The organism is Salipaludibacillus keqinensis (genome assembly GCF_003226325.1).
In the GTDB taxonomy this organism is placed as follows: Bacteria; Bacillota; Bacilli; order Bacillales; family Salisediminibacteriaceae; genus Salipaludibacillus; species Salipaludibacillus keqinensis.
In genome coordinates this window covers 429,703-454,297 of record NZ_PDOD01000002.1, presented here as the reverse complement: position 1 = coordinate 454,297, position 24,595 = coordinate 429,703, and the positions used below count along the sequence as shown (strand labels likewise).

The 24,595-nt window shown below is 38.2% G+C and carries 27 protein-coding genes and 1 pseudogene; 26 read left to right on the top strand and 2 right to left on the bottom strand.

Translation table 11 applies throughout. The features are described 5' to 3' along the window. Positions 1–429 precede the first annotated feature (429 nt). From CR194_RS09445 to CR194_RS20855, 16 genes are all read left to right on the top strand, one after another. On the top strand, positions 430–1,857 hold the full coding sequence (locus CR194_RS09445) for an aldehyde dehydrogenase family protein (RefSeq protein WP_110609423.1): 1,428 nt from the start codon (positions 430–432) through the stop codon (positions 1,855–1,857). 323 nt (positions 1,858–2,180) lie between these two features. Next, positions 2,181–2,978, top strand: coding sequence for a phosphotransferase (locus tag CR194_RS09440; protein ID WP_110609422.1), 798 nt, complete (start codon positions 2,181–2,183; stop codon positions 2,976–2,978). Between the two features lie 109 nt (positions 2,979–3,087). Beyond that, on the top strand, positions 3,088–3,555 hold the full coding sequence (locus tag CR194_RS09435; protein ID WP_110609421.1) for a GNAT family N-acetyltransferase: 468 nt from the start codon (positions 3,088–3,090) through the stop codon (positions 3,553–3,555). Positions 3,556–3,665: 110 nt separating this feature from the next. Next, complete coding sequence (locus CR194_RS09430) at positions 3,666–3,869, top strand: DUF6366 family protein (RefSeq protein ID WP_110609420.1); 204 nt, start codon at positions 3,666–3,668, stop codon at positions 3,867–3,869. A gap of 51 nt (positions 3,870–3,920) precedes the next feature. After that, positions 3,921–4,460 (top strand): GNAT family N-acetyltransferase, encoded by a 540-nt coding sequence (locus CR194_RS09425; RefSeq protein ID WP_110609419.1) that lies wholly within the window; start codon positions 3,921–3,923, stop codon positions 4,458–4,460. Further along, a complete protein-coding gene (locus CR194_RS09420; RefSeq protein ID WP_110609418.1) occupies positions 4,444–4,833 on the top strand; it encodes a nuclear transport factor 2 family protein in 390 nt (129 codons plus the stop codon). Before CR194_RS09425 ends, CR194_RS09420 begins: the two co-directional genes overlap by 17 nt. 107 nt (positions 4,834–4,940) lie before the next feature. Next, entirely contained in the window at positions 4,941–5,711 is a 771-nt protein-coding gene (locus CR194_RS09415) for a DUF4181 domain-containing protein (protein WP_110609417.1), read from the top strand. Positions 5,712–5,776: 65 nt separating this feature from the next. Continuing rightward, positions 5,777–6,244, top strand: a complete 468-nt coding sequence (locus tag CR194_RS09410; protein ID WP_110609416.1) for a thioesterase family protein — start codon at positions 5,777–5,779, stop codon at positions 6,242–6,244. A 343-nt stretch (positions 6,245–6,587) separates the two neighbouring features. Further along, positions 6,588–7,886 carry a lysine N(6)-hydroxylase/L-ornithine N(5)-oxygenase family protein gene (locus CR194_RS09405; RefSeq protein WP_110609415.1) on the top strand — a complete coding sequence of 433 codons (1,299 nt, stop codon included), beginning with the start codon at positions 6,588–6,590 and terminating at the stop codon, positions 7,884–7,886. Positions 7,887–8,271: 385 nt separating this feature from the next. After that, positions 8,272–9,045, top strand: a complete 774-nt coding sequence (locus CR194_RS09400) for a GNAT family N-acetyltransferase (RefSeq protein WP_110609414.1) — start codon at positions 8,272–8,274, stop codon at positions 9,043–9,045. 444 nt (positions 9,046–9,489) lie between these two features. Then, positions 9,490–10,704: a S8 family peptidase gene (locus CR194_RS09395; RefSeq protein WP_158282222.1), complete on the top strand. Its 1,215-nt coding sequence runs from the start codon at positions 9,490–9,492 to the stop codon at positions 10,702–10,704. A gap of 297 nt (positions 10,705–11,001) precedes the next feature. After that, complete coding sequence (locus CR194_RS20700; RefSeq protein WP_269845708.1) at positions 11,002–11,310, top strand: spore coat protein; 309 nt, start codon at positions 11,002–11,004, stop codon at positions 11,308–11,310. Positions 11,311–11,573: 263 nt separating this feature from the next. Further along, a complete protein-coding gene (locus CR194_RS09385; protein WP_110609412.1) occupies positions 11,574–12,014 on the top strand; it encodes a GNAT family N-acetyltransferase in 441 nt (146 codons plus the stop codon). Positions 12,015–12,062: 48 nt separating this feature from the next. After that, on the top strand, positions 12,063–12,611 hold the full coding sequence (locus CR194_RS09380) for an AAA family ATPase (protein WP_110609411.1): 549 nt from the start codon (positions 12,063–12,065) through the stop codon (positions 12,609–12,611). Between the two features lie 110 nt (positions 12,612–12,721). Next, a complete protein-coding gene (locus CR194_RS09375; RefSeq protein WP_110609410.1) occupies positions 12,722–13,030 on the top strand; it encodes a hypothetical protein in 309 nt (102 codons plus the stop codon). Positions 13,031–14,070: 1,040 nt separating this feature from the next. Next, positions 14,071–14,376, top strand: a complete 306-nt coding sequence (locus tag CR194_RS20855; RefSeq protein ID WP_110609409.1) for a TIGR04104 family putative zinc finger protein — start codon at positions 14,071–14,073, stop codon at positions 14,374–14,376. A gap of 880 nt (positions 14,377–15,256) precedes the next feature. Here the strand turns inward: CR194_RS20855 and CR194_RS09360 are convergent. Continuing rightward, complete coding sequence (locus CR194_RS09360) at positions 15,257–15,829, bottom strand: LysM peptidoglycan-binding domain-containing protein (RefSeq protein ID WP_110609408.1); 573 nt, start codon at positions 15,827–15,829, stop codon at positions 15,257–15,259. Positions 15,830–16,092: 263 nt separating this feature from the next. On the opposite strand from CR194_RS09360, the gene CR194_RS09355 reads away from it, so the two are divergent. From CR194_RS09355 to CR194_RS09345, 5 genes are all read left to right on the top strand, one after another. Continuing rightward, positions 16,093–16,521 carry a MerR type regulator gene (locus tag CR194_RS09355; protein ID WP_233254297.1) on the top strand — a complete coding sequence of 143 codons (429 nt, stop codon included), beginning with the start codon at positions 16,093–16,095 and terminating at the stop codon, positions 16,519–16,521. Positions 16,522–16,639: 118 nt separating this feature from the next. Continuing rightward, positions 16,640–16,858: a hypothetical protein gene (locus tag CR194_RS20545; RefSeq protein WP_233254296.1), complete on the top strand. Its 219-nt coding sequence runs from the start codon at positions 16,640–16,642 to the stop codon at positions 16,856–16,858. Next, entirely contained in the window at positions 16,848–17,048 is a 201-nt protein-coding gene (locus CR194_RS20540) for a hypothetical protein (protein WP_233254295.1), read from the top strand. The genes CR194_RS20545 and CR194_RS20540 overlap by 11 nt, the downstream gene beginning before the upstream one ends. Positions 17,049–17,350: 302 nt before the next feature. Beyond that, positions 17,351–17,497, top strand: coding sequence for a hypothetical protein (locus CR194_RS20260; RefSeq protein WP_157812050.1), 147 nt, complete (start codon positions 17,351–17,353; stop codon positions 17,495–17,497). Positions 17,498–17,800: 303 nt separating this feature from the next. After that, the gene (locus CR194_RS09345; RefSeq protein WP_110609407.1) at positions 17,801–18,241 is read left to right on the top strand and encodes a YndM family protein; all 441 of its coding nucleotides are present in this window, start codon (positions 17,801–17,803) and stop codon (positions 18,239–18,241) included. Positions 18,242–18,485: 244 nt separating this feature from the next. On the opposite strand, the gene CR194_RS09340 is transcribed toward CR194_RS09345, so the two are convergent. Next, positions 18,486–19,037 (bottom strand): hypothetical protein, encoded by a 552-nt coding sequence (locus tag CR194_RS09340; RefSeq protein WP_110609406.1) that lies wholly within the window; start codon positions 19,035–19,037, stop codon positions 18,486–18,488. Between the two features lie 395 nt (positions 19,038–19,432). Here CR194_RS09340 and CR194_RS09335 point away from each other — a divergent pair, with 395 nt between their 5' ends. The 5 genes and pseudogenes from CR194_RS09335 to CR194_RS09315 all read left to right on the top strand — a co-directional run bounded on the left by CR194_RS09335 (position 19,433) and on the right by CR194_RS09315 (position 24,580). Then, positions 19,433–20,809: an LVIVD repeat-containing protein gene (locus CR194_RS09335; protein ID WP_110609405.1), complete on the top strand. Its 1,377-nt coding sequence runs from the start codon at positions 19,433–19,435 to the stop codon at positions 20,807–20,809. 245 nt (positions 20,810–21,054) lie between these two features. After that, positions 21,055–22,404 carry an LVIVD repeat-containing protein gene (locus tag CR194_RS09330; RefSeq protein WP_110609959.1) on the top strand — a complete coding sequence of 450 codons (1,350 nt, stop codon included), beginning with the start codon at positions 21,055–21,057 and terminating at the stop codon, positions 22,402–22,404. Between the two features lie 144 nt (positions 22,405–22,548). Further along, positions 22,549–22,794 (top strand): hypothetical protein, encoded by a 246-nt coding sequence (locus CR194_RS09325; RefSeq protein ID WP_199228153.1) that lies wholly within the window; start codon positions 22,549–22,551, stop codon positions 22,792–22,794. 296 nt (positions 22,795–23,090) lie between these two features. Next, positions 23,091–23,564: pseudogene (locus tag CR194_RS20795) on the top strand (SMI1/KNR4 family protein); the annotation flags it as partial. Between the two features lie 536 nt (positions 23,565–24,100). Further along, positions 24,101–24,580 carry a hypothetical protein gene (locus CR194_RS09315; RefSeq protein ID WP_110609403.1) on the top strand — a complete coding sequence of 160 codons (480 nt, stop codon included), beginning with the start codon at positions 24,101–24,103 and terminating at the stop codon, positions 24,578–24,580. Positions 24,581–24,595 lie beyond the last annotated feature (15 nt).

Below are 24,595 nucleotides of genomic sequence, written 5' to 3'. Positions count from 1 at the left end.
CCGTTTCTTCAAGTACACTTCTTCACAAACTCTTTATCTTCTACAATATAATTTTAACATATAATGACAAATAGCTGTTTTCCATTCACATTAGCGGTGTTATTTGAGATATGACAAAATAAATGTCATGCAGAGTTTACGTATGAAACTAAAATCATTGATATTTAATTAACTAATTAGATTGCTATTATCAATTTTCTCTCCGATAACCGAAACAGTTGACGCCTTATTTATGCTTATTTTGAAAGTAGCGGTAATGCCGGTTCAGGACCTATCATGGTAGGAAGGTGCTACCAACTCTGTCTATCTTCAAAATAGTAACCCCCCTTGCCGAGTGTTTTAGATAGGAACTTCTTGGGAATAGAAGTGCTGTAAGCTTACATTGGAAAAAATAGAGAATGACAACATATACAAAAAGGAGAGTTTTCCATGAGAAACGAACTGAAACATTATATTAATGGTGAATGGATCGAATCGACTGGATCGGAAACGATTGAGGTGATTAATCCTGCTACAGAAGAGGTCATGGGTAAAATTAGTTCAGGTACGGAAGAAGATTTAGATAAAGCAGTGAAAGCTGCCAGAGCAGCCTTCCCAACTTTTTCCCACTCGACGAAAGAGGAACGAATTCAGTGGTTAAAGAACATTGTGGAAGGATATGAAGCGAGAAAAGAGGAGCTCATCGACGTGATGACCGATGAACTGGGAGCACCTCTATCAGTTTCAGAAGAAGTCCATTATAATATGGGGCTTGGTCACTTCAAACAAGCTGCTGAATCCCTTGAAGACTTTTCGTTTACAGAAGACAGAGGCGGTCATACGTTACTCAAAGAATCTGTTGGCGTGAGCGGTCTGATTACTCCATGGAACTTCCCGACCAATCAGACATCAACGAAAATCGCCAGTGCTATAGCGGCAGGGAGTCCGGTCGTCTTGAAGCCGGCGTCAAAAACACCTTATGCAGCGATCATTCTGGCCGAGATCATTCACGAAGCCGGCGTGCCAAAAGGGGCATTTAACCTTGTGAATGGCTCCGGGTCTGTGATCGGAAACGGCATTAGCTCCCACCCGGATATTGATTTCGTTTCCTTTACTGGTTCAGGAACTACCGGAGAACATATCATGAAAAACGCGGCAGAAACGATTAAGAAAGTGGCATTGGAGCTCGGAGGCAAATCTCCTGTGATCGTTCTTGACGATGCTGATGTGGAAGTAGCTGCGAAAACAGCCTTGTCCAACATTATGACCAACACAGGTCAAGTTTGTTCTGCAGGAACGAGAGTCTTTGTTCCGAAGTCTATGAAAGAGGATTTTGAGAAAAAGATGGTCGACTTGTTGCCAACTTTCCCAGTCGGAGATCCTCGTAAAGAAGGCATTGCGACCGGACCACTTGTATCAAAAGACCAGTGGGACACGGTACAATCGTATATTGAAAAAGGTGAAAAAGAGGCGACTCTTCTCACTGGCGGAACGGGTAAACCAGAAGGGTTGGAAACAGGCTATTACGCTAAGCCGACCATATTCACAGACGTCTCCAATGACTCTGTCATCGCACAAGAAGAAATCTTCGGACCGGTCTCAACGATTATCACTTATGATGACCTAGACGAAGCCCTTGAAATGGCGAACGATACAGTTTACGGACTAGCGGGCTATGTCGTTGGAAAAGACGAGGAAACATTACGTTATGTCGCTTCTAACATTAAAGCTGGACGTATTAAAATCAATGACGCAAAAACAGATTTCAACGGCCCATTTGGTGGCTACAAACAATCCGGTATTGGCCGAGAATGGGGAGATTTCGGGATCGAAGAATATCTTGAAATCAAATCCGTCCACGGCATGCCGTCAGCATAATACATTTCGTACCAGCCTAGTGCTGGTACTTTTTTTGTTTTGGAAAAATCGAGTTGTAAGGTGTTAGGAGACAATCGGATTTATGGCATCATTATTAGGTAATGAAATGAGTTGTCGCTGATTTCCACGTCAAGAGGACGCTTTCCGCGGGCAATGCCGGAGCTAATCGGGGGAGAGCACCCCGATGGATCTCCGGCTATTGCTTTTCCCGCAGGAGTCGCCTCTTGTCGTTCCAATCTAAGGTATAATAACGATAAATTGTGAACTGTATTCTCTATTTTTCTGATCATAAAAAAAATAGAGTATCTGAGGGGGGAAATAACATGTCCGATTTTTCCAAAGAAGAAAAATTAAGCGGTGGCAACGTGTCAGATGTTTATCGATCTGGTAACACGGTTCGGAGAGAATTGAAGTCTGATAGCTCTAAAGTTCATCAGCTGTTGAACCACTTGGAGAAAAAGGGTTTCGAATTTGCTCCTAAGTTTTTAGGAATCGATGATAAAGGGAGAGAGATCCTTTCTTATATTGAGGGTGAAGCTGGGAATTATCCATTAAAAAACTATATGTGGTCCGATCAAGTTTTAAGTGAGATCGCGAAGATGCTCCGTTTATACCATGATGCTGTCAGTGATTTTCCTGGCATCAGTGAATGGAAGGCATTAGACGGTACTCCTCAATCATTCGAAGTTTTATGCCATAATGATTTCGCCATTTATAACATTATTTTTAATCATAAAAAGCCAATGGGTATCATCGATTTCGATGTGGCTGGCCCTGGACCCCGAATTTGGGATATCGCTTATACGCTGTATACATGTGTGCCATTAAGTAGATTTTATTTATCTGAATCTGAAGAGAAAATCTATTACGATTCGGCTACCGATGCAGCTCGTGTAAAGAAGCGAATTCAATTATTCTTTGATAGCTATGGAATGGACATCCCACCCAATCTATTAGATGTAGTCATCCTAAGATTAGAAGGATTATGTAAAACGATAAAACGAAACGCAAGTGAAGGCAATCAAGCTTTTCAGAAGATGATTGAAGAGGGTCACGTTAGGCATTATCAAGAGGATATTTCTTTTATTCGTGAGTACGGGAGTGATTGGGAAAATACGTAGGGAAGTAGGATTGTGAAGCAATTCGAGGTTCGTTTATCAGACCTTATCATTCGTGGTCCCTATGTCATATTATGGCAGATGATGTTAAAATGAAGTGGGAGGAGATCTTATGAACATTAGACTTGCTGAAGAAAAGGACATTTCTCAATTAATTAAAATGAGATGGGATTTTACTCTTGAAGATGATGAAACAGGACAAATAAAAGAGACCTCTTTTGTTGAATTTGAAAAGGAATGTCGCGATTTTTTAGAAAATGCCTTGAAAAATGATCAGTGGTTTATTTGGGTGGCTGAGGAGCATGGTAAAATCGTGTCACATATATACATAGAGCTTATTCAGAAAGTCCCTCGCCCGGGCAGAATCACCTATCCATTTGCATATATGACGAATGTTTTTACGGTGAAAGAATATCGGAATAAAGGCGTTGGAAGCAGGCTGCTTGCTGAAATAAATCAGTGGGCCGAAGAACAGAAGTATGAATTTATCATCGTATGGCCGAGCGAAGATAGTGTTTCCTATTATAAGAAAAACGGCTATGTCCATGGCTCAGAAGCGATGGAATTTATTTCTTCATGACAGATGAGCAGGAAGTTCAATCCATGGTCTAGAACAAAAGGGCATCAAATTTACTGAATAATTAAATATTAAAGCGGTTTTTTCACGAAAAATGAAAAGGAGTTCTCTGCATGAGACAACCTGATACTAGAGAAAAAATGAGACAACAAGAATTGAATAACAATCCTGGTGGCAATATGAGGGACGCTTCCCAGAGGTCACAGTCTGGTAGTCTAGTTGATTTAGCAAATAGTCATGGTTGGAAAGGGTTGGGTGTTTTAATCATTGTGCTCATAGTGGGGTATGTGATCGTATCTTTCTTGATCAATGGATAGACATGCAAAGCACTCTTTCATGCATGAGTTTTCGAAAAGGAGAGTTGATCGATGACCACGTTTCAGTTTCATAAACTAAATGGTGAAGGTAAAGAATTAATAGATTTCTATACTTTAAACAAGTGGGAATTTCACGCTGATCCTGTGCCATCAAAAGATGAAATTACCAAGCGATACGAATCAGGCTGGTTTGAAGACGATAAAGAGACGTTTTGGATTGAGGAGGGAGGGGAGAAGATTGGACTCATCATTATTAGTGATATATCGGATACGATGCCCTTACTTTACGATGTCCGATTAGCGAATTATTTTCGAAGCAAGGGGTATGGTTTGATAAGTGTGAAGTGGGCTGTGGACTACGTTTTTTCAGGCTTGAAAGATAAGGTTCGTTTGGAATCGTACACTCGTTACGATAATTATGCCATGAGAAAAGTATTTCATAAATGTCATTTCGAAAAAGAAGGGTATCTAAGAAAGTCATGGGAAAATGATGATGGAACCGTTGATGATGCAGTCGTTTATTCAGTCATAAGAGAAGATTGGGAGGAAGGAAAGAAAACCCCTATAAAGTTAAATGACGTTCCATTTTAATGAGGCGGTGAATGACGTGGAAGATAAGCAATTGGAAGAGCATATTTTACTACTTGAAAAACAAGTCATGGAGTATGATTATCAGAAATTAAGCTCGTTACTAGCAGAGGACTTTCGTGAGTTTGGTAATTCCGGCACAAAGTATACGAAACAGGATCAACTGGATTCGGTCATAAATAAAAACTCGCCAAAGCACAATAACCGGTTTTCGGTTACGGAATTTAAAGTCAACATGCTATCACCTGACGTTGTTTTAGCAACTTATAAGACCTTAAGAGAACGAGATTTGAAACAATCTTTACGAAGCTCTATTTGGCAAAACAACGGCGAGCGGTGGCAAATGACTTTTCACCAGGGAACACCGACGAGTTAGCCAAATTGGAACAACGATCGTGTGATCTATGGAAAATTGAAAAGAGAGTGGATTAAATAGATGCTGTTCAGTTGTTCAAAATACACTTTCAGTTAAGGAGTGTTTTAATGTTATTCTTTTACCTTCTACTTATTCTTGTAGGTGCAGTAGTAGCGGAGAAATTCGTTATCAGAAAGTATCATATCGAGAAGAGACGGCCATTTAAGTTATATAAGCCAGTGAATAAGGCTCATCAGTGGATCGAAATTTCTTTTTTGGCGATTTTTATCATTGGTTTATTTATCGTCGGTTTAGGTTTTCAAATAAGAATCGAAGCGTACTATTCAATTGGGTTCATTAGTGCTTTATATGCATTTCGAGCATATATGGAAAGAGCATATGAAAAAGAATCGAAACGCTACATGATCAGTACGTTAACGAGCGGTTTTTCGTTTCTAGCTTTTATAGTGTTCTTTATCTATTTATCCCCTCAACAAGTTGATGTGAGTCATGAAGCCTTCGTGTATTCAGAAGATGACTCGACGGGTGAACTCATTGACATAGAAATCACTGGTAAGGTAAGACCTAATATGTTTGGTGAAGAGTCCATTACTGGAGAGATCACGATAGATGAAGGGGAATATTACCTATCCGATGTTATCATTTCTGATGAAGGAAATAGACCTGATGCTCCGTTTACAGAGGATTTAGAGGAACATTTTGCTAGTTTTTTTGAAAACGACGGAAATCAAATAGGTGAAATCTGGGCTTCGGGTGATTTTACTCATGTGGCTGGGAGGGTGTATGGGACGAATCTTGAATCCTCACTAGTTTTTGTTGCACCAGCTAGTTCAATTGATGAAGGGAATGAGTTGATTCGAGAAACGGAAGAGAAGTAAATATCCATCTTGAGTTGGCCCAATCACAGCTTTGCGAAGTAAAAAGTGAGGAGTGACGACAAACAATGGAAATTCCTACGTTTCAATATCGTTGCCTGGAGCAATGGGTGGACTACAACGGACATATGAATGACGCTGCTTATGCACAAGTCTTCAGCTTAGCTCTCGACAGTTGGATTGAAGTCATTGGACTGGATGAGAAAACAAGAGCAAAACATCAGTATACGATGTTCACACTGGAAACACATCTATGTTATTTGCAGGAAGTAAAAGAAGGCGAGACATTACACATCACTCTTCAATTGCTAGATTCGGATGAAAAACGGCTACACATCCTACTTGAAATGAAGAACAATGACGGTACCTTAGTTGCCACGAGTGAACAAATGTTGATGGGAATAGATACTTCTTTAAATAAACCTGGTCCATTCCCTATACATGTATCAGACTATATCGCAAGGCTTAAAGAACAGCATTCCCGTTTAGAAATACCAAAACAAGTGGGAAGACGAATTGGAATCAAGAGAAAATAACCGTTAAAGACTTCACCGAAATGAGGTCGTATATAGCTGAACGAAAAGATTATAACGGCGGTGTTTTTACAGAAAGATTAAATGTTTTCAAGCACTATTTGGAATGGAATGAAGAGTAAAGTAAAAATACATTCAACTGCGCCCTGCCTTTGCAGGGCGCTTTTTCCCACCGGCTATATCCATGACTTTCCTCTTTCCATTTATTGTATTGCTCCCTTTGTCGAATATTGATAAGATTAGTCTATTCCTTTTTAGCTAGAAGGACATAGCCATTGATTATGAATGCTATTTTAATTTTTACCTAATAATAGAAATAACGAAGGCTTTGAGGAGGAACGTTACATTGGATAATCATGTATATGATTTAGTAGGAGTAGGAATTGGCCCATTTAATTTAAGTCTGGCCGCCCTTCTTGAGGATATTCCAGAAATCGATTCAGTATTTTTTGATCAGAAACCTCACTTTGATTGGCATCCGGGAATGTTGATCGTTGGCACAAGGCTGCAAGTTCCATTTATGGCTGACTTGGTCACCCTAGCTGACCCGACGAACAAATACAGCTTCTTGAATTACTTAGCGCAAAAAAATCGACTCTACCCTTTTTACTTTTTGCAGCGCTTGGATATTCCACGAAGAGAATACAATGATTATTGCCAGTGGGTTGAAAATGAGCTTGATAATTGCCGCTTTGGACATAAAGTGGTTGATTTAGAGTACTTAGAGAACGAAGGACATTATGTCGTGTCTGTGCAAAACATGGAGACTGAAGAAATAGGTCAATATCAAGCGAAAAATCTCGTCCTTGGTACAGGAAGTAGTCCAAGATTGCCAAAAGCCTTTCAAGGATTTTCATCTGAAAATGTCTTTCATACGGCAGAATTTCTTGACAGACAAGACCGCTGCAGACAAGCAAAATCGGTCACTGTTATTGGGTCAGGTCAAAGCTCCGCAGAAGCCTTTCGCGAATTGTTAAAAGAACGTATGGAACATCCTTATAAGCTGACATGGATCACACGGTCACGGAGTTTCTTTTCAATGGAAGAATCCAAGTTAACCGTCGAACAATTTTCACCTGATTACGTCAATTATTTTTACCGCTTCCCACAAGAAAAAAAGGATGAAATTTTTGCGTCTCAAGACTTGCTCTACAAAGGGATCAGCTCCCATACGATCACAGATATTTACAATTTACTATACGAAAACTCGGTGTCTAATGAAGATATGAACGTGGATTTGCAAGTGTTAACAGAAGTTCACGATATTAAAGAAAAAGGAGACACATATGAAATCTCCTGTCACCAATGGGAACAAAATCACGATTTTACCCATGAAAGTGATGTGGTTATCGTAGGAACAGGCTATCACCCAAATGTTCCCCCGTTTATTAAAAGCTTAAGCTCTTATATCGCCTGGGATGATAAAGGAAGATATGAAGTGGAGCCCGATTACCGGTTGCGCATGAATATTCCTAATCAAATTTATGTTCAAAGCGGGATCTCACACTCCCACGGCGTTGGCTCAACGAACCTAGGACTAGCTGTCCATCGAAATAAAATTATCATCAATCATTTACTGGGAGAAGAAAAATTCCCGATCTATGATAAGTATGTCTTCCAGAATTTTGACGCTGAGAAGTTTTAATTAGAAGTTTTTTGGCGCAGGGATTTGGTTCTATGCACAAAAACTAGGGGTCTATGTTGATAAATAGAGAGTCTATGCACAAAAATCAGGTTCTATGCTGAAATGAGGAACACGATCATGATTCACCAAACAAGGGTCAGGAATGAGCATTCATTCCTGACCCTTCGTTGTTGTAATCGTGGCTTCAACTTCCTTTAAGAATAGATGTATCCAGTTTGAAAGGTTCTGTATAGGTTATTATTGGAAAGAGCAAGATTATATTTGAAAACTAATGATCAAATATTCTTCCTTTACTATTGGATATTTATGTTAAAATAAAAGCGGTGTCATTTTTCGAAAATTCAATCATATGATCAAAAATTCATACATAGAAAGAAGGAAACCAATGATTTATGAAGCGGATAGGCAAGTGAAAAATAAGCTAAACCCTATGTTCGAATCGATGGACGATACGATTATTTTTTCGTGTCTGCAAGGACATTTGGGAACAGCGTGGGTAGACGATCTGGAAAATCCTTCAGTTGCCCAAATAATCGTCGGGATTTTTGTCATTTATGCAGGAGATCCTCACACAAAAGAAGCCGAAGAAATGGTGCGAAATCTACCTGAATTCGCTCTTGTCATTGGGGAGACGGATGAATGGAAACAACTGATAGAAACGGTTCATCAGGATTCTGCTGAAAAGTTCCAGCGATATCGGTTCGAAAAAAATCCTGACCATCTAGACCGCACACACATCCAGAATATAATATCACCCCTGCCCGAAGGTTATGAGATGAAAAAAATCGATAAAGCGATTGCGAACGAACCGTCACTCCATAAAGTGTCTGAAGACTTCATTTCTCAGTTTGACTCGGTCGAAGATTTCCTTGCTAGAGGAACAGGATTTGCCGTTGTGAAAGATGGAAAAGTCGTGTGCGGGGCCACGTCCTATAGTATTTATGATGAGGGCATTGAAATTGAAGTGGCCACACACCCCGATCATAGGGGGAAAGGACTAGCAACCATTACTTCAGCGACGTTGATCGAAGATTGCCTAGATAAGGGATTGTATCCAAGTTGGGATGCGGCAAATGAAACATCCGTTCATATGGCTAAGAAATTTGGCTACAAATTCAAAGAATCGTATGATACGTACTGCATTGAAAGATCTAGCTGATTCGCAAACGAACCGGATTTTGTCTAGTGATAAAGTTTATAAGACACTGTGCAGCTCAAAAAGATTAGGTTTTGTCTCTTACTTTTAAGGAGCATGATGCTTGCTGCCAACAAATCAATTAAAAGCTAAAACACATGCCATTTTACACATGAAATGATATCGCGTGTGTTTATATATCAAGATGGTCCTGAAACCGTTGAGAATGAGGAAAATAATTAGGCTTGTTTCTCCTGCAATCATTTACAGTACCTATTATGTGTAAAAAATTTGTGTGTTTCATTTGTCAAATTTCAAAAGACTCTCAATCGAATCCGATTGGGGTCTTTTTTTAGACGTTTTCTGAGGGAGGGATCCTGCATTTCAGGCTTCCTGGGACAGCAACCGCTTCGAATATCCTCTCGTGTGAATAGATTAGTATGAGTTATTAAAAAGGAGATGATGTTCGTGGCTAAGAAGAAGCTGATCGTGTGCTTTAAGCCTGGGACAAAAAGGTCTAGGTGTATGAGTATGCACAAAGAGATGAAAGCAGAACTTGTGAAAGAAATTAAGGAAATTGGCATACATGTAGTTTTCGTACAAGATAATGAATTGAAAACTTGTTTTAAAAAATATGATTCCTCCAAGGCTGTACAGTTTGTGGAGGAGGATCACTTAATACAGGTTGAACCGATTTTGGATAGGGGAGATCTTTCGTCGCGAGTAAAAATAGAAGGGGCAGCTGTTTCAACAAACGACCCTTTGCTGGAAAGACAATGGGGTCTTGCGAATATTAGCGCAGAGAGAGCATGGGAGCTGGTTGGTACTTCTCGTGTTTCAGCAAAAATTGCCATTCTTGATACTGGTGTAAATCGTAACCATGAAGACTTGAGGGGAAAAGTGATTCATCAGGCAAATTTCTCAAACTCTTCCACCGTGGAGGACATTCATGGGCATGGAACACATGTTGCGGGGATTGCTGCAGCCATAACAAACAACGGAAAAGGGATCGCTGGAATGAGTTATAATGCAGCTGATATTCTGAATATAAAAGTCTTGGGAGACTCAGGCGGCGGCATGCTAAGCGATGTGGCTGAGGGTATCATCCATGCCGCAAACCAAGGGGCAGATGTGATCAATATGAGTTTAGGAACTAGCAGGAGTGATGAAACGCTTAGAAGAGCAGTTAATTATGCCTATAATCGAAACATATTTCTTGTTGGAGCAGCAGGAAATAGCGGATCAAATACCAGGCATTACCCGGCAGCATATCAAAATGTCATGGCGGTAGCCGCTACAAATCAAGATAACGACTTGGCGTCCTTCTCAACCTATGGGTCATGGGTGGAGGTGGCCGCGCCGGGACAGGATATTCTCTCCACCTTTCCTGAGGACTCAGGAGAACCGATGTCTGGGTATAGGGTTAGCTCTGGAACGTCGCAAGCGGCTCCTTTTATCAGCGGTCTGGCAGGATTGATTAAGGCAGCAAACCCAGCGTTAACCCATAGAGATATCAGAGCAGCTATACAGCGGGCTGCCACCCGTTCGGTTTCCGGAGGGTCGATTCGATATGGAAGGATTGATGCCGGGACAGCCATTCAGCTTGCCTTAAATACGCCGAGCAGTCAACAGCCCCCAACGGAGGAACTTGAGGAACTTCCTCCTGTTTGGTTGAATATTTAAGGTGAGCAAGAGGGGAGCAAGAGGGACGGTTCTTGTGGCCAAAAGTACCTTATTATCCTCACACAAAAACGTGGATTATTTAGTATTCAATCCGTGCATATCGAGATAAATGCTTATCGACCGGAAGAACCGTCCCCGTGGTTGCTAGGTAAATACACAATTTGTGAGGTACAAGTTTATAGATAAATGACCAGTGAATAGAATGGTATTAATTAAGTGGATAAACGGTCGTCGCGAAAGAAGATATTTCCGCTGCATTTTTAAATAGAGCAATGGCAATTAAAGGAGGATGGAGAATTGAATATAAATTATTATGATGAAAATTATCATCATTATCAGTCTACAGACGAAAGGTTTATACCAGGTCTAGGCCTGGGTGGTCCTGGATCAGGCTTTGGTTTTTCACCAGGTTTAGGTTTTGGTGGACCAGGTTTTGGGATAGGCAGACCTTTTGGTTTTGGATTTCCATTTTTAACTGGATTAGCAGCTGGGGCTTTGTTAACTCCTAGACCACCATATTATCCTTATCCACCTTATCCACCGTACCCGCCATGCCCGTACCCACCGTGTCCATACCCATCGTATCCTTATAATTGTTGTAGGTAGGTTTGCATTTCCTTGCGATTGTCGAGATGAATAATACGAATATGCTAATAGACTCCCTAATCATTAGGCAAGTTAAAAATTATATCTGCTGCATAGGGGAGCGTTAGTTGAACTAAGAGTTGCAGTTTTGCAGCTCTTTTTTTGCATCTGCAGGATGGAAAATTGTGCTAAAATAAAGGGGGGTAATTCTTCAATTAGCTAAGGAATTGCATCCTTAAACGAATTAGTAATTTATTAAATAAGTAAATTGAGGAGCGGCTTCAATGACCATAAAAGTTACTGATACATTTCCCGTAATTGAGACTAAAAGATTAGTATTAAGAAAAGTAACAAAAGAGGATGCGAAAGACATTCTGAATTATCTGTCTGATAAAGAAGTAATGAAATATTACGGATTAGAACCTTTCAAATCAATAAACGATGCTTTGAGTGAGATTTCCTGGTATCAATCAATACATAAAAACAAAACGGGTATTAGATGGGGAATTACTTCAAAAGAGCAAGGAATTGTTATTGGCAGTTGCGGCTTTCATAAAATTGAATCTCAGCATTTTCGTGCTGAAATTGGCTTTGAATTGAGTAAAGAGCAGTGGGGAAAAGGTATAGCTTTTGAGGGTGTTGAATCCATAATAAGTCACGGATTTGAGCATATGAATTTGCAACGGATAGAAGCACTAATCGAGCCACCTAATTTTGCATCATAAGTGTTATTTTAAACTGTGTACAACAATCGATAAATGAGGAGAATATTGATGAAACAAGGCAGAATTATGATCATTACTGGTTCACCAGGGATTGGTAAAAGTACATTGGCATCTATTGTTGCTAAAGAGTCTAGCTTTTCAAAGTCGGTTCATATGCATACAGATGATTTTTATGACTTTATTCAAAAGGGAGCAATACCCCCATTTTTACCAGAATCACAAGAACAAAACTTGATCGTTATTGAAGCCTTTTTAGAAGCTGCAAAACGTTTTGCACGAGGTGGATACGATGTGATTATAGACGGAATTGTTGGTCCTTGGTTCATAGAGCCTTGGTTAAAAGTGGTACAAGATCACTACGAAGTACATTACATTATCTTAAGAGCGACGAAAGAAGAAACGATGAAGCGAGCAATCAATCGTACTAAATTGGACGAAGATACCAACACTGAACTGGTAGAAAAAATGTGGGATCAATTTAATAATTTGGGTAGTTATGAACCTAATATTATCGATACAACAAACCAATCAACTGAACAGAGTGTTGCTACAATAAAAGATAGGGTTGAAAAGAAATCTTCTTTACTCACTATATGATGAAATACAATAGCTAATCAAACAGGCAAATGTAACCGATGATAAAAGAGCCTTTTTACTGGAAGAAAAGAGTGCTTTTGCATTTGAATTAAAAGCAGGGGGATTAAACGATGTCTGGAATAAGCTATAGTATTATTATGGTTGCCGTTGTCTTCATAACCTATCTCTTTGTCAGACGGAAAGGTGAGAAGAAAAAGCAGGAGAATTTTTTAAAGATGCTCATTCCATTCTCTATTATCATTCTTCTTTATCTCCCTACCCAATTTACCCGGTCAGAAGAGCCAACTTATCTACTTTTCGTTAGTTTACTCTCTCTCCTTTCAATGAGGTTTGTCCATTTTGAGAAAAAAAGACTCTTTATGGGTACTGTTTTACTGGCACTCACAGGGCTGATTGTGTATTATATTTCCCTTATCTAAACCCTTCCTTTTAGATGTGGGTAAGGGAATGAAGAAGGAAAACAAAGGCTGTATTTATTCTTTTTTCATTAGCAGAAACAACTCTTTAATACGGCATAAAAAAAGCGCTTGGATCACTCAAGCGCTTTTTGGTGTGCCTCTTTAGTAATCATATTATAGAGATTTTAATTGTAGTAGAACGTAGAAGCATTTTAGTGACTATCAACATGATTAGAAATAGTTACGTTTACAGACTGGTCGAGGGTATCACGAAATGAGTATTCCTATAGCTCAGAATCACAAGTGCTGAATTTTTAGTTCACCCATTATTGATTTCCTTTTAACTGTTTTATATCATCCTACCCATAAACCAGTTCACTCTGATTATTTCCGTAAATTTCCAGCTAAACATTATCAATCACTTTAACGCCCAATTCCTCATAAAAGAGTCGAGAATCATTGTCTTTCAATACTAGAACAAGCATGGAGACGAGCCCCATCTTTTCCAACTCAGCAATAATTGGTTGTACGGGTGGAGCTTTCCTATTCTTTTTCCTGATGTTCTTTTAGGATGTAAACTGAACTGAGTTCTCCATCATATCCAGGATATTTTCCAGAACGTTATCTGCCACCAGAGAAAATCCTTTGATTTGTCCCTTGATTATTTCTAAAAGGATCTTTGTTTTCTGGAGTGAAAATAAAATAAATTTGGCACGTCAATTAGAAAAAGAGATTTTTTCGATTATAAAGGATTTCCTGAAATATGTAATTATGAACTCTTACACCATTTAATTAAAGCGAAGGAATTTTGGAGATCAATCAGCCCCAAACCACAACAGAAGTTGTAAAGTGACAAGGAACAGTTTAATAATTGTACAAAACTCCTGAAATCATAAGATACGAAGTTATATTGATTGGTTAATTTTACAAGTTAAATGTTAAAATGAAATTAGAAAGCGGTGGACTTTGTGAAAAGGTGTACTTAAAGTATTGGGGAGAATCCTTCAATATTAAACACAACTCAGGATACTTAAAAACTTTTGGATGGGAGTGCTGGATAAATGCCAACTTGTCAAAATTGTAAAAGCCATTGGAGTTGGAAACAAACTCTGAGAAGTCAATTTGTATTTGATACAGGGATGAAGTGTCCATTTTGTAATTCCAAGCAATACCTTAATGCGAAGACAAGAAAAAAATTTTTTCTGTCGTTGATTATTGTCCTACTACTTATGATTTTTCCAGCATTTTTTAATATTTCACCTGTAATTTCTGTAATTTTAATTTTTGTTCTAGCGGCATTGTCTCTATTGATTTATCCTTTTTATACTGAATTAACTAATGAGGAACCAACACTGGATACTAAGTAATTTTTTCACAAACGGGTAGCAATAGTTGAAGATCCAAGAAGCTGCATATGCGGCTTTTTTATTTAGTAAGACTTAATAACTGGATTTAGAAAATAAGGCGGGGAATAAAATGAATAATTATTGTAAAAGTGCTTTAAATCAAATAAAAATATCATTAACAAAAACTATCGAAATAATAGACAAATTAGATGAGAGGGATTTACTAAGAAGACCTTCCTCTGATAAACATTCGATTGGTGAGTTATTATAGCACATAGCCACTATATGTAGAGGAGATTTACTAATCGCAAATGGTGCTACACAAGATGAAATGAATCAATTTTATTCATCTGTGCAATACGTGGATATTAACGAAATTAAAACTGGAATACTAAATAACTTTGAACTACCAAAAAGAAGTGATTTTTTGTTGAAGTTCTGCTTCTGAATAATTCATATAGCTTTCTTGTGTTTCATATTCAAGATATGAATGGTTATTAGAAATTTTAGCTCACGTTTATCATCATAGAGGTCAGTTACACGCTATGCTTGTTCATTGTTATAACAAAGACCCTGTTTAGCTAACGGGTAGCGATCCTTAAAGAAGCAGGGACTGCTCTTTTTCTTATTGAAGTAACGAGCAGGATACTGATAAGAAGGATAATGCAAAAAGGCAACACTGTCGCCCAACCGTGAAACGTGCTACAGAAGGGAATAGAGGTTTTATGTTCCCTCAGCCGTTCTTACTTGAGCAAAGTTCTGAGGAATTTATATCTCATAAAAATAATCGTATTAGCGATAGGGAAGTGCTCCTGAGACCTGGTGCATTCTGAAAAAAATGCAAGGAGCTGCCTCTTTAGTCACCCATGACGAAGGACAGCTCTTTTTGCTTGTATTAATGTTATTGACAATTTCCAGCAAGGATTATACCTTCTAAGACAGGAGCACCTAAAGTGCCAGCCAATGAATTATAAGGGCGTACTACTACACGCGAGTTTGGCGTAACGGATGCAGCGGTAGGAAGTTCTATTCGGGATGACCAAGTAGGTGGGTCTTCCGGAGTAGCAAATAACTGGTTTCCAAAGCTACCAGTCCCGGGAATGATTATTTCACCTGTAAACTTGTCAAAATTACCGAAAACTTGAGGCTGCGGTAAGGTTACCATAATGCTCACAGCCTGACCTCCTCTTGGACCAAAATTCACATAAGCTACGCCACCTGTACCGAATGGTACTCTCCCTCGGGGCCGTAAAGACGTACAGCAGGGGTAAGGGATTAAACCCGGAACGCAGAGGATGTCCCCGGGGAATAATACATTAGGATTTGGAATATGGGGATTGTTAACTGCAAGTGCTTCTATTCTTACTCTGAATATCTGCGCAATGGTATAGAACGTGTCTCCTGGAATTACGGTGTACCGACCCAAAAACCCCGGTGGACAGTTCCCTGGTATTCTTGCTTGTTGTCTATACATAAATCTGCCTCCCAATCGTAAAAGCCTTATTTTACGGTATGTAGTAAGGTTTAAAGTGGGTATGCTTTTTGGAATTATGAATTAATTATCATCAAAACAGTGAAAACACTATCCTTTTTGATAACCGGTCCCTTCTCTAACAGTAATTCTGTCGTTTGGTGATACATTCTTTTTCCATCATTATCGGATGAATCATAAAAATATCTTAAATCCTTTCGCCGACATAGAACTATCAAGCTGTAAACCCCGAATCACTATTTTTTGTGATACGGGGTTTACTTTTACTTGAAAACACTAATCAAGCACTAGATGTAGAAGCAGAAGAAGCTCAATCCACTCAAATGCAATCGACTATAGAGTCCTTTGTTTGTGCTTTATACGACGTTCGAGCGAATAATGAAGATATGAGACGAAGTGAAGCGGAGTTAGTCATGTCTCAAGAGATGTTGGAACAACACTTCCCCGAAAGGGAAGGGGAAATTCAATACTCAATGGAATATCGAATAAATGAAATGAAGATGTATCCTTCTCTTCAACAAGAAAGTGTCTTTGTTGTCATGACTGGTTCTACAGTCAATCTTAACAACAATCAGAGAGAGGATAATCGAATTACAGTAGAAGTGTTCTTACAGCAAGAAGGGGATCGGTGGATTGTTACAGGCTTTGATCAATTGTATGCTGAGAATTTATGATGTGAAGGATTATACTTAAAATAACGGAGCAGCAGGAGTAGGTAAATCCACAACTTCAAAGAGGCTTGCTGAACAGTTTGATCATAGTGCATATATTGAAGGTGATTTAATCAATCATATGGTTATTGGTGGATACGTTCAACAGTGGGAAAGCGAGGAATTACTACCATTAACTTGGGAAAACATAGCCGATTTAAGTATTAACTTTGTTCAGGCGAATAAGAATGTAATCATTGATTATGTTGCACTTCCAGTAGAAGTAGAAAAATTTTCTCATAAGATTTATACAGAGGTAAAGAACGTAGAAGTTATATGTTGTTTTATGGGTGGATGGTGATGAATTACTAAGAAGAGATGCTTTAAGGATTAAAGAACATCAGATGGGAGTTAGATGTTTAGAATTAATAAACGAATTTGAAAGTAAAGGAATAGATAATCGCTTTGTCTATAATACAACAAACTTTCAGCCATCTGAATTAGATAAAATCCCTCTGAATATAAAAGAAAATCCTGCATTCAAATATTGATTTCTTCTTCAACTAAAGGAGAGCGTTAGTCGAAGAAGAAAAGATCAAAAAAGCAGATTTCTGCTTTTTTGATTTATTCATTTTCTGAGGTAATGAGATACTCATTTTTATTAATATGTGACTATGAGCCATTACTAAAGAGGAACGTGAGCAGTTAGAAGGTAAAGATGGATATAATTCAGGGAGGATGGGAAGCGTGGATTCAGACTGCAAGTTATTTACCATAAGTTCGCAGGTGAATTTGACGAATCGGCATATTATTATGATAGACTAGCGTTAATTCAAAATTTAGGGGGAGAAGAATGAAAATATTCATAACACTGCTTTTAGTTGCTTCAATTATTTCGCTCGCCATTGGAGTAAAAAAGAAACATCGTAACATGACAATAATTTCTGGGGCAGCAAGTGTTGGCTTTCTTGTATTGTATATGGTTTTATTTCAGCTTTAACATAGACCGTGCTGGACAATAATATTGACCTAAAGTTTCTATCTATTGTTAAAAGAGGTGTTGTTATCTTTCTCGTCTAACATAAAGAATATATTAAGTTAGACCAGAATTCATTTGAACAAGGTAGAGAAAATCAGCTCCAAGGCAGTTCTTTAATTAAAGATAATTGTAATCACATGGGTAAAATACTCGGAGTTAAGTAAAGTTTATTACTAAGCTCCTAACATTGAATACTTTTCAAGGTAAGGAAGGTATAGGGGGCATCATGCAGGACCAAACTAAGAAGAAAAGGAGTATTTATAAGTGAAGCATGTAAATGTCTTGTTTATTAAGTTTGTTGCCAGCCTTTTTATCTTTGGAATCAGCTTAGGTTTGCTGTTTGATGCCCCCCTTGTAGAAGTTGTTTCCTTCAGCTTACTAGTCACCATCATTTCTTATTTTATTGGTGATCAGATCATTCTTCCGCGAATCGGAAAAATGAACACCGTGGTAGTAGATTTTTTCTTAGTCTATTTAATTGTCTGGATTTTTGGCGCGATTTTCTTTCACAGCTATTTAATGATTGGTTGGGGAAGCATTATATCGGCCACTCTTTTTGCAGGGTCAGAAGTGTTTGTTCATTCTTATATTGTAAAGAATATAAAGCAAACCGTTCAGGAAAAACAACGCAGCTTTAATCAAAGTTTTGCTTTTGAAATGGCTGAAGATCAAGGTCCACATCCGACCCAAAGTAAAGATGAGTAAAAAAACGTATAAGGAAATAAAGACATCCGGTCAGGATCAAAAGTCTTGAGCTAAAGAAGGCACAACAAGAAGAGTTCATCTTCTCGTTGTGCCTTCTTTATGTTAAAGCTTCTCTATAAGGTTGAAGGGAGTCTATCAAGGTACTTTTTTCATTATTAGTTGTTTACAGGACTTACATAGGAGCAACAGCGTTAGGCGGGTTCGTTGTGATGGACGAAATGATACAGACCAGAACCAGAGGAACCTACTTCCAGAACTTCCACCAAGGTTTATCATTCCTTTTCTCTTCTTCCGTTGCGGCTGCTTGTAATTCTAGTTTTTTAGACTCCTGTAATTGACGGATTCCCTCCAATAAATCCTTATCTCGTTTATTAATGGCTTTTGCTTGTTGATCGAGTCGTTCAGATATTTCCTTGTTAAATTGTTTTTGCTGTTCCAGAGCTTCTTTTATTCCATGTTCCACTGCATCGTTAAGCATACTTTGTAATTCATCTTTAGCTAACACTATATTATCGCGTTTTTCTTGCTGGACGCTTGGTGTATTATTAGCGTTCATTTCAAATAAATAACGCTCAACAACAGATTTTATTGCGTTATTACGATTGCGTGTTTTTTTGAGTTTTGTCTTTAATTCAAATAACATTTTAATGTCACGCTCATAAAATATTCGTTGGTCTTTCTCGTTTCGTTCAAACTTATATCCTTCTTTTTCGATTGCTATGCACCATTGACGCATAGTACCAGGCTGTACATCTATTTTTAACGCTGCATCTTTTGAAAATAGTCCGTATTCCATAGCGTTCACCTCATTAATACCGATTCAATTTTAATCAAGTATAATCCTTCCTTTAGCAAAAAAAAATACAAAAAATTTTTTGATTTTTCCTGAAAAAGTACGAGAAAAGATAGCAGCCTTCTGCTACTTTTTTCTTGTTTCAGCAGGTAATTTTTTATACCCTACAGTTTTAAAAAAACAACCATGGAGGAAAGAAAGTAAGACACTTTTATTCGCTGATAACTACAGTTTATCCCGAGTCTTTCTATTAATTTACACTAAATCCACCCTTCTATAGCCCTGTTGTATAAAAAATGACACGGGACTTTTGATTATTTTTCCAAATAAAGAAGGTATTCACAGTGTTAATAGAGTATATCTCAGATTGTTAAATAAATAATTCAGGAGGTAAGTGAATGAAAAAAGCATCAATACTAGCGGGGACTTTGAGCTTTATACTGATAGGGCCATCCTTTATTTTTGCTCATGATGAGCTGGGAGGCGATGATGGTAAATGGCAGGAAGAGATTGAAGAAGGCCGGGAAATTAATACAGTTACGACGATAACAGGGAGTAAAAATTTAAAGAATTTAGTTGAAGTAGCAGATGTTCCGTGGGACGGGCTTGATGGAGTGAATAATAGAACGGCTGATCTTTATGCTCACAAAGGCTTTGCTTACGTGGCTACCAAAGCGCATAACGCTTCCGGTGTGCGGGTATTTGATTTAAAGGATCCATCAAATCCAATTGAAGTTTCCGCTTTTGCAGATGATTTACCAGGTACATGGCAGGAAAAAGTAGTTGTTAAATCAGTTAATACGCCATATTTTAAAGGTGATCTGGCTGCAGTCTCAGTCCAGCAATGGAGCAGAAATACCGTTGGAGGAGGAACCTTGTTATATGACGTGAGCGACCCGCTTAATCCAAAAAAACTTGGTTACTGGGAGCTTCCTGAATCAGTAACTGGAACTCATGAACTCTACTTAACAACACAAGGTAACCGTACGTTGTTACTAACGGCAAACCCTAACGCAAACCATTTTACTGGGGGAGAATATCAAGATTTTACCATTCTTGACGTAACCAATCCAGCCAGCCCTGAAGTGATTTTTGAGTGGGATCCTGCTGAGTTAGAAGAAACATATACAGGCGTCTCTTTTAAAGATAAAAATGATGTGACGAGAAGATCGTTTGCTCACAGCGTGATTACTGATACGACTGGAAAGTTTGCCTATGTTTCCTTCTGGGATATGGGAACTTTAATTTTCGATATTTCCACCCCTGAAGAACCAGAATTTGTCGGCAGAACGAGCTTTGAAAGAAACGTCCAAGGCGCCGCACATTCTGCAGCTTTAGCGAAAGGCGGGACGATTCTGATTGAAAACAGAGAGGTATTTAATCCTGACCCTGCCGATCCAGAGTTTGAAAGGGGATGGGGTTACGTCCGTATTTATGATATTAAAGACAAAAGCAACCCAGTGTTAATTGGTGACTATCGCTCTTTTAATTCCGTCGAACAAATAAAACCAGGGGAAAGAGCAGCAGGACGTTATACTGTTCACGACCCTAAAATTTTAGGTAATACATTATATTTATCTCATTATTCGGATGGTGTAAGAATGGTAGATATCACTGATCCGTCTAATCCTGAAGAAATCGGATCCTATGTACCGAAAAATGCAGATATTTGGGGTGTATTTGTGGACCGGAACTATATTTTAGCCTCAGATATGCAATCAGGTTTAAAAGTAATCCAAAAAAATAATAGTAATGCTGCTATTAAACAAAGGTAGTTTTTCAAAATAATAATAGTAGGTGTCTGGCCTCCGGACGTTAAAGCTAATGTAGGAAAGGAGGCGCGGATTCACTCACTGCCAGCTTTTTAAGAAAAAGGTTACGGAATAAATTATTTAATTATTCAAATTAATTATTTTCTGTCTGCAAACTGTGGACAAGCAGTTAAGCGCCACCGCTTAAAAAATATATTTCAGGAGGAAATCAGTTGAAAAATAAATTAAAAATTTACTCAGTAACGACGATGGCAGCTTTAGTATTTGCCACTCCAGTGATGGCGTGTGATATAGACGGGCTGGGAAAAGGCGACTATGAATATGAAGATGGAAGCAGTTACCGATTTGGCGACGAAGGCATGAATGAAATTCCGATTATGGAAGGAAGTAAAAATTTTAAATACTTAAATGAATCAGCCGCTGTTCCTCTGCAGGATTCAGACAGCGGACTGCCTGTTACAGGCGCTGATGTTTACGCACATAAAGGATATGCCTATATGGGGACCCACCGCCTCGGCTCCGGGTCAAATGAGGGCATTCGCGTTTTTGATATGAAAGATCCTTCAAACCCTGTAGAAGTCGCTAAGTTTGCAGACAACCTTCCCGGAACATGGCAGGAAAAAATCATTGTAAAGTCTGTGAACACCCCTCACTTCAAGGGTGATTTAGCAGTAGTCAGTGTTCAAAGGTTTAATGGGGACGCTGAAAAAGTCGGTACGGTTATTTATGATGTTACAAATCCTGAAAATCCAGTTGAATTAGGCTTCTGGGAAACGCCTGAAGCACACCTTAACGGCGGCGGTACTCACGAACTTTATTTAACAACCCAGGGGAACCGCGCGTTGCTGCTTGCTGCCAATTCCGGCTCTTACCGCAGATCAGGGGGAGCCATCCACGACTTTACCATTGTGGATGTCAGTAATCCGGCTGAGCCTGAAGAGCTGTTCCAGTTTGACCCGGCTACTGTGATTCCGAACGTGGACAGTAACTACCGGTTTGCAGATGAACATGGCCAGACACGTTCAATCAGTGTCCACAGTGTTATTGCTGATACGACAGGGAAATACGCCTACTTATCTGCATGGGACATGGGGACAGTTATTCTGGATATCAGCAACCCTGAAGATCCGGAATATGTTGGGCGCACCTCTTTTGAACAAGACGTTCAAGGGGCTGCGCATTCTGCGGCTTTGGCCAAGGGAGGGAACGTGCTAATTGAAACAAGAGAAGTATTTAACCCAACCCGCCATGGCTACGAACAAGGATTTGGCTATGTAAGAATTTATGATATTAAAGATAAATCAGATCCTAAGTTGCTGAGTACCTTCCAGACGGATAACGCGGCAAATAAGACCACAGGGTACCCTGGATTTACCGTCCACGACCCTAAAGTCCAAGGTAACACTCTCTTTTTATCCCATTATTTCGACGGTGTAAGGATAGTCGATATAACCGACCCGTCCACTCCTGAGGAAATTGGCGCTTATGTGCCGGAAAAATCGAACATTTGGGGAGTTTTCGCCCATAGAAACTATATTCTGGCGTCTGATATGGAAACTGGATTGAAAGTTTTACAAAAGAACAATAGAAATAAATAACATGAAGAGAACTCCCTGGGATGAGTGAGCAGGGAGTTCTCTTTTTCTGAGGGTTCGATGGATAATTCCTAAGCATTCAAGGTGGCATGATGGGTTTTATAATTGGAAGGTTGTTTAGCTTATTAGGAGGAAAATGGAGCCTTTTTGAAAAAACTTATTGGAAAAATGATTTGTTATGCTGCTTACTTATTTTATAATCACTATGAAAGTAATCATATGAAATCAGATACACTGATTAGAATATTAGAAGAAAATATGTCATTTAAAATACCCGAAAATTTTAATAAAGCTAAAGGTAAAATATTGGTTACTGTTGGAGTTAAAGAAAAAGCAGTAATGAAAAAATCTGAGGTAGATTTATTTCATATAACTCTAATTGCACTGGGATAATGATTCCAAAAGTAGGTCACGGAATTAGTTTAGTTAACCCTGTTTTCTTTAATAAATAGATAAAAAATTGGATTCAAGAAGGGAATTTATCTAAAAACGTAACAACAATACAGTAAAATGGTATTGAACTAACTGAGAGCATTTCTTCAACTAGGAATGCTCTTTTCTTATCCAATTAAAAAGGAAATAAATGTTAAGGTTAAATTAGAAGATGGTTGTTCTTCAAGTATAGGGGTTTGTTAGAAGGGATCGCAATATGATAGAGAGTATTTATTAATCTTATTGGGAGTGAGTTTATTGTGGAAAACATTTGGCAAGAAGAGAATGACTATGGCAAATTAGAACCGTTAACAGATAAGATAATAGAAATAGCAGAAGAAAAACTGAAGGTTTCGTTACCAAAATCTTATATAAATATCTTGAAACAACAAAATGGTGGTTACATCAAATTTAATGCACACCGTTTAGATACACCAACATCTTGGGCTGATGACCATATTAATGTTGACCATATTTTTGGAATAGGATTGGGTAAGGAAAAAGGAATATTAGATAGTGAGTATTTAATTAAAGAATGGGATTTACCTGAGAATGTGGTACTAATATCAGGAGATGGACATTCATGGATTGCACTTGATTATAGGAGTAGGAAAACCGAGCCACCTGTTATTTTAATTGATGTTGATGAAGAACAGATGATTGAATTAGCCCCAAACTTTGACACCTTTCTAAATGGGCTATATGAACAAACCACTGAATTTGAAGAGGAGTATACAGACGACATACAACGTCAATGGACAATACCTGAAATCAACGATACATTTTCAGCTAATAATGAATTAGAAATTGCCTACGCACTAGATTACCTTTCATCAAATGCCACTGAGCAAAAGCAGTTTATTGAGCAGAGTTTAATTAAACTGCTTCAACATTCTAAATTGGAAATAAGAGAAACAGCAGCCAATTATGCTTATCATTTTTATGAAAACGGAATACTGTCCACAAAGTGTGTAGAAAGTATTGTGAAAATTTTACGGAATGATCATGAAATAGAGTATTTCGCTCACATGTATTTTGCAGAGTTGTAAGATTAAAAAGCCATATGGTAATAATTATTTTGCTAACAATAGTAGATTTAGAAATTATAAAACTTGATAAACAATTAACAGGAAGTTGGGTTAATGGTGGAGATTATTAATCTTTTGTTTGGTGTTGGGATTGTAATATTTGTGTTTTTTACATTCTCTGTATTCGTGAGTTTTAAAAATAGGAAGTTCTATTATATTCAACTAATGAGGAGGAATTCATGTATTATGCATTTTTTATTTTATCTTTAATTGTTGTCATATTTATTGTATTTGCTATTGGAGGTGACGGAATGAGAAAGATTATGGTCGCTGTATATACTTCAATACTTGCAGTTCTAATTCTAAATATAGTTGAGCCTGTTCCATCTGAGGATGGAGGTTGGGTAATAGGAATTTTAGCATATTCGATTCACGTAGTACCTATTGTTTTCATTTACGGAATCATTTCATCTGTCATTTCGGATAGGATAAGTTTCAAGGTGAAAAAATACTCGAATGTTATTTCTCTTGCGCTTCATATTTTATTTGGAATGGCATTTATCCTACCGTATGGAGTTATTATTGAATCCATTCCCTTCACACAACTAACATTCAGCGAGATCTTTTTCAATTATGCTACATTACTTTTTTCAATCTTTGCTTTTATATTCTTTTCTATTGATTATATTTTAAAGCAAAAGTTTAAATTGAGAGTGTGAACTTCATAAATTGAT

Bases quoted from the DNA above. Each gene is read 5' to 3' on its own strand.
- CR194_RS20545 (WP_233254296.1), top strand. From the start codon at position 16,640: ATGGTTATTGGTGGATACGTTCAACAGTGGGAAAGCGAGGAATTACTA.
- CR194_RS09430 (WP_110609420.1), top strand. From the start codon at position 3,666: ATGAGACAACCTGATACTAGAGAAAAAATGAGACAACAAGAATTGAAT.
- CR194_RS09415 (WP_110609417.1), top strand. From the start codon at position 4,941: ATGTTATTCTTTTACCTTCTACTTATTCTTGTAGGTGCAGTAGTAGCG.
- CR194_RS09330 (WP_110609959.1), top strand. From the start codon at position 21,055: ATGGCAGCTTTAGTATTTGCCACTCCAGTGATGGCGTGTGATATAGAC.
- CR194_RS09335 (WP_110609405.1), top strand. From the start codon at position 19,433: ATGAAAAAAGCATCAATACTAGCGGGGACTTTGAGCTTTATACTGATA.
- CR194_RS09420 (WP_110609418.1), top strand. From the start codon at position 4,444: ATGACGTTCCATTTTAATGAGGCGGTGAATGACGTGGAAGATAAGCAA.
- CR194_RS20260 (WP_157812050.1), top strand. From the start codon at position 17,351: ATGAAAATATTCATAACACTGCTTTTAGTTGCTTCAATTATTTCGCTC.
- CR194_RS20855 (WP_110609409.1), top strand. From the start codon at position 14,071: ATGCCAACTTGTCAAAATTGTAAAAGCCATTGGAGTTGGAAACAAACT.
- CR194_RS09410 (WP_110609416.1), top strand. From the start codon at position 5,777: ATGGAAATTCCTACGTTTCAATATCGTTGCCTGGAGCAATGGGTGGAC.
- CR194_RS09380 (WP_110609411.1), top strand. From the start codon at position 12,063: ATGAAACAAGGCAGAATTATGATCATTACTGGTTCACCAGGGATTGGT.
- CR194_RS09400 (WP_110609414.1), top strand. From the start codon at position 8,272: ATGATTTATGAAGCGGATAGGCAAGTGAAAAATAAGCTAAACCCTATG.
- CR194_RS09375 (WP_110609410.1), top strand. From the start codon at position 12,722: ATGTCTGGAATAAGCTATAGTATTATTATGGTTGCCGTTGTCTTCATA.
- CR194_RS09445 (WP_110609423.1), top strand. From the start codon at position 430: ATGAGAAACGAACTGAAACATTATATTAATGGTGAATGGATCGAATCG.
- CR194_RS09360 (WP_110609408.1), bottom strand. From the start codon at position 15,829: ATGTATAGACAACAAGCAAGAATACCAGGGAACTGTCCACCGGGGTTT.
- CR194_RS09435 (WP_110609421.1), top strand. From the start codon at position 3,088: ATGAACATTAGACTTGCTGAAGAAAAGGACATTTCTCAATTAATTAAA.
- CR194_RS09340 (WP_110609406.1), bottom strand. From the start codon at position 19,037: ATGGAATACGGACTATTTTCAAAAGATGCAGCGTTAAAAATAGATGTA.
- CR194_RS09425 (WP_110609419.1), top strand. From the start codon at position 3,921: ATGACCACGTTTCAGTTTCATAAACTAAATGGTGAAGGTAAAGAATTA.
- CR194_RS09315 (WP_110609403.1), top strand. From the start codon at position 24,101: ATGTATTATGCATTTTTTATTTTATCTTTAATTGTTGTCATATTTATT.
- CR194_RS09440 (WP_110609422.1), top strand. From the start codon at position 2,181: ATGTCCGATTTTTCCAAAGAAGAAAAATTAAGCGGTGGCAACGTGTCA.
- CR194_RS09385 (WP_110609412.1), top strand. From the start codon at position 11,574: ATGACCATAAAAGTTACTGATACATTTCCCGTAATTGAGACTAAAAGA.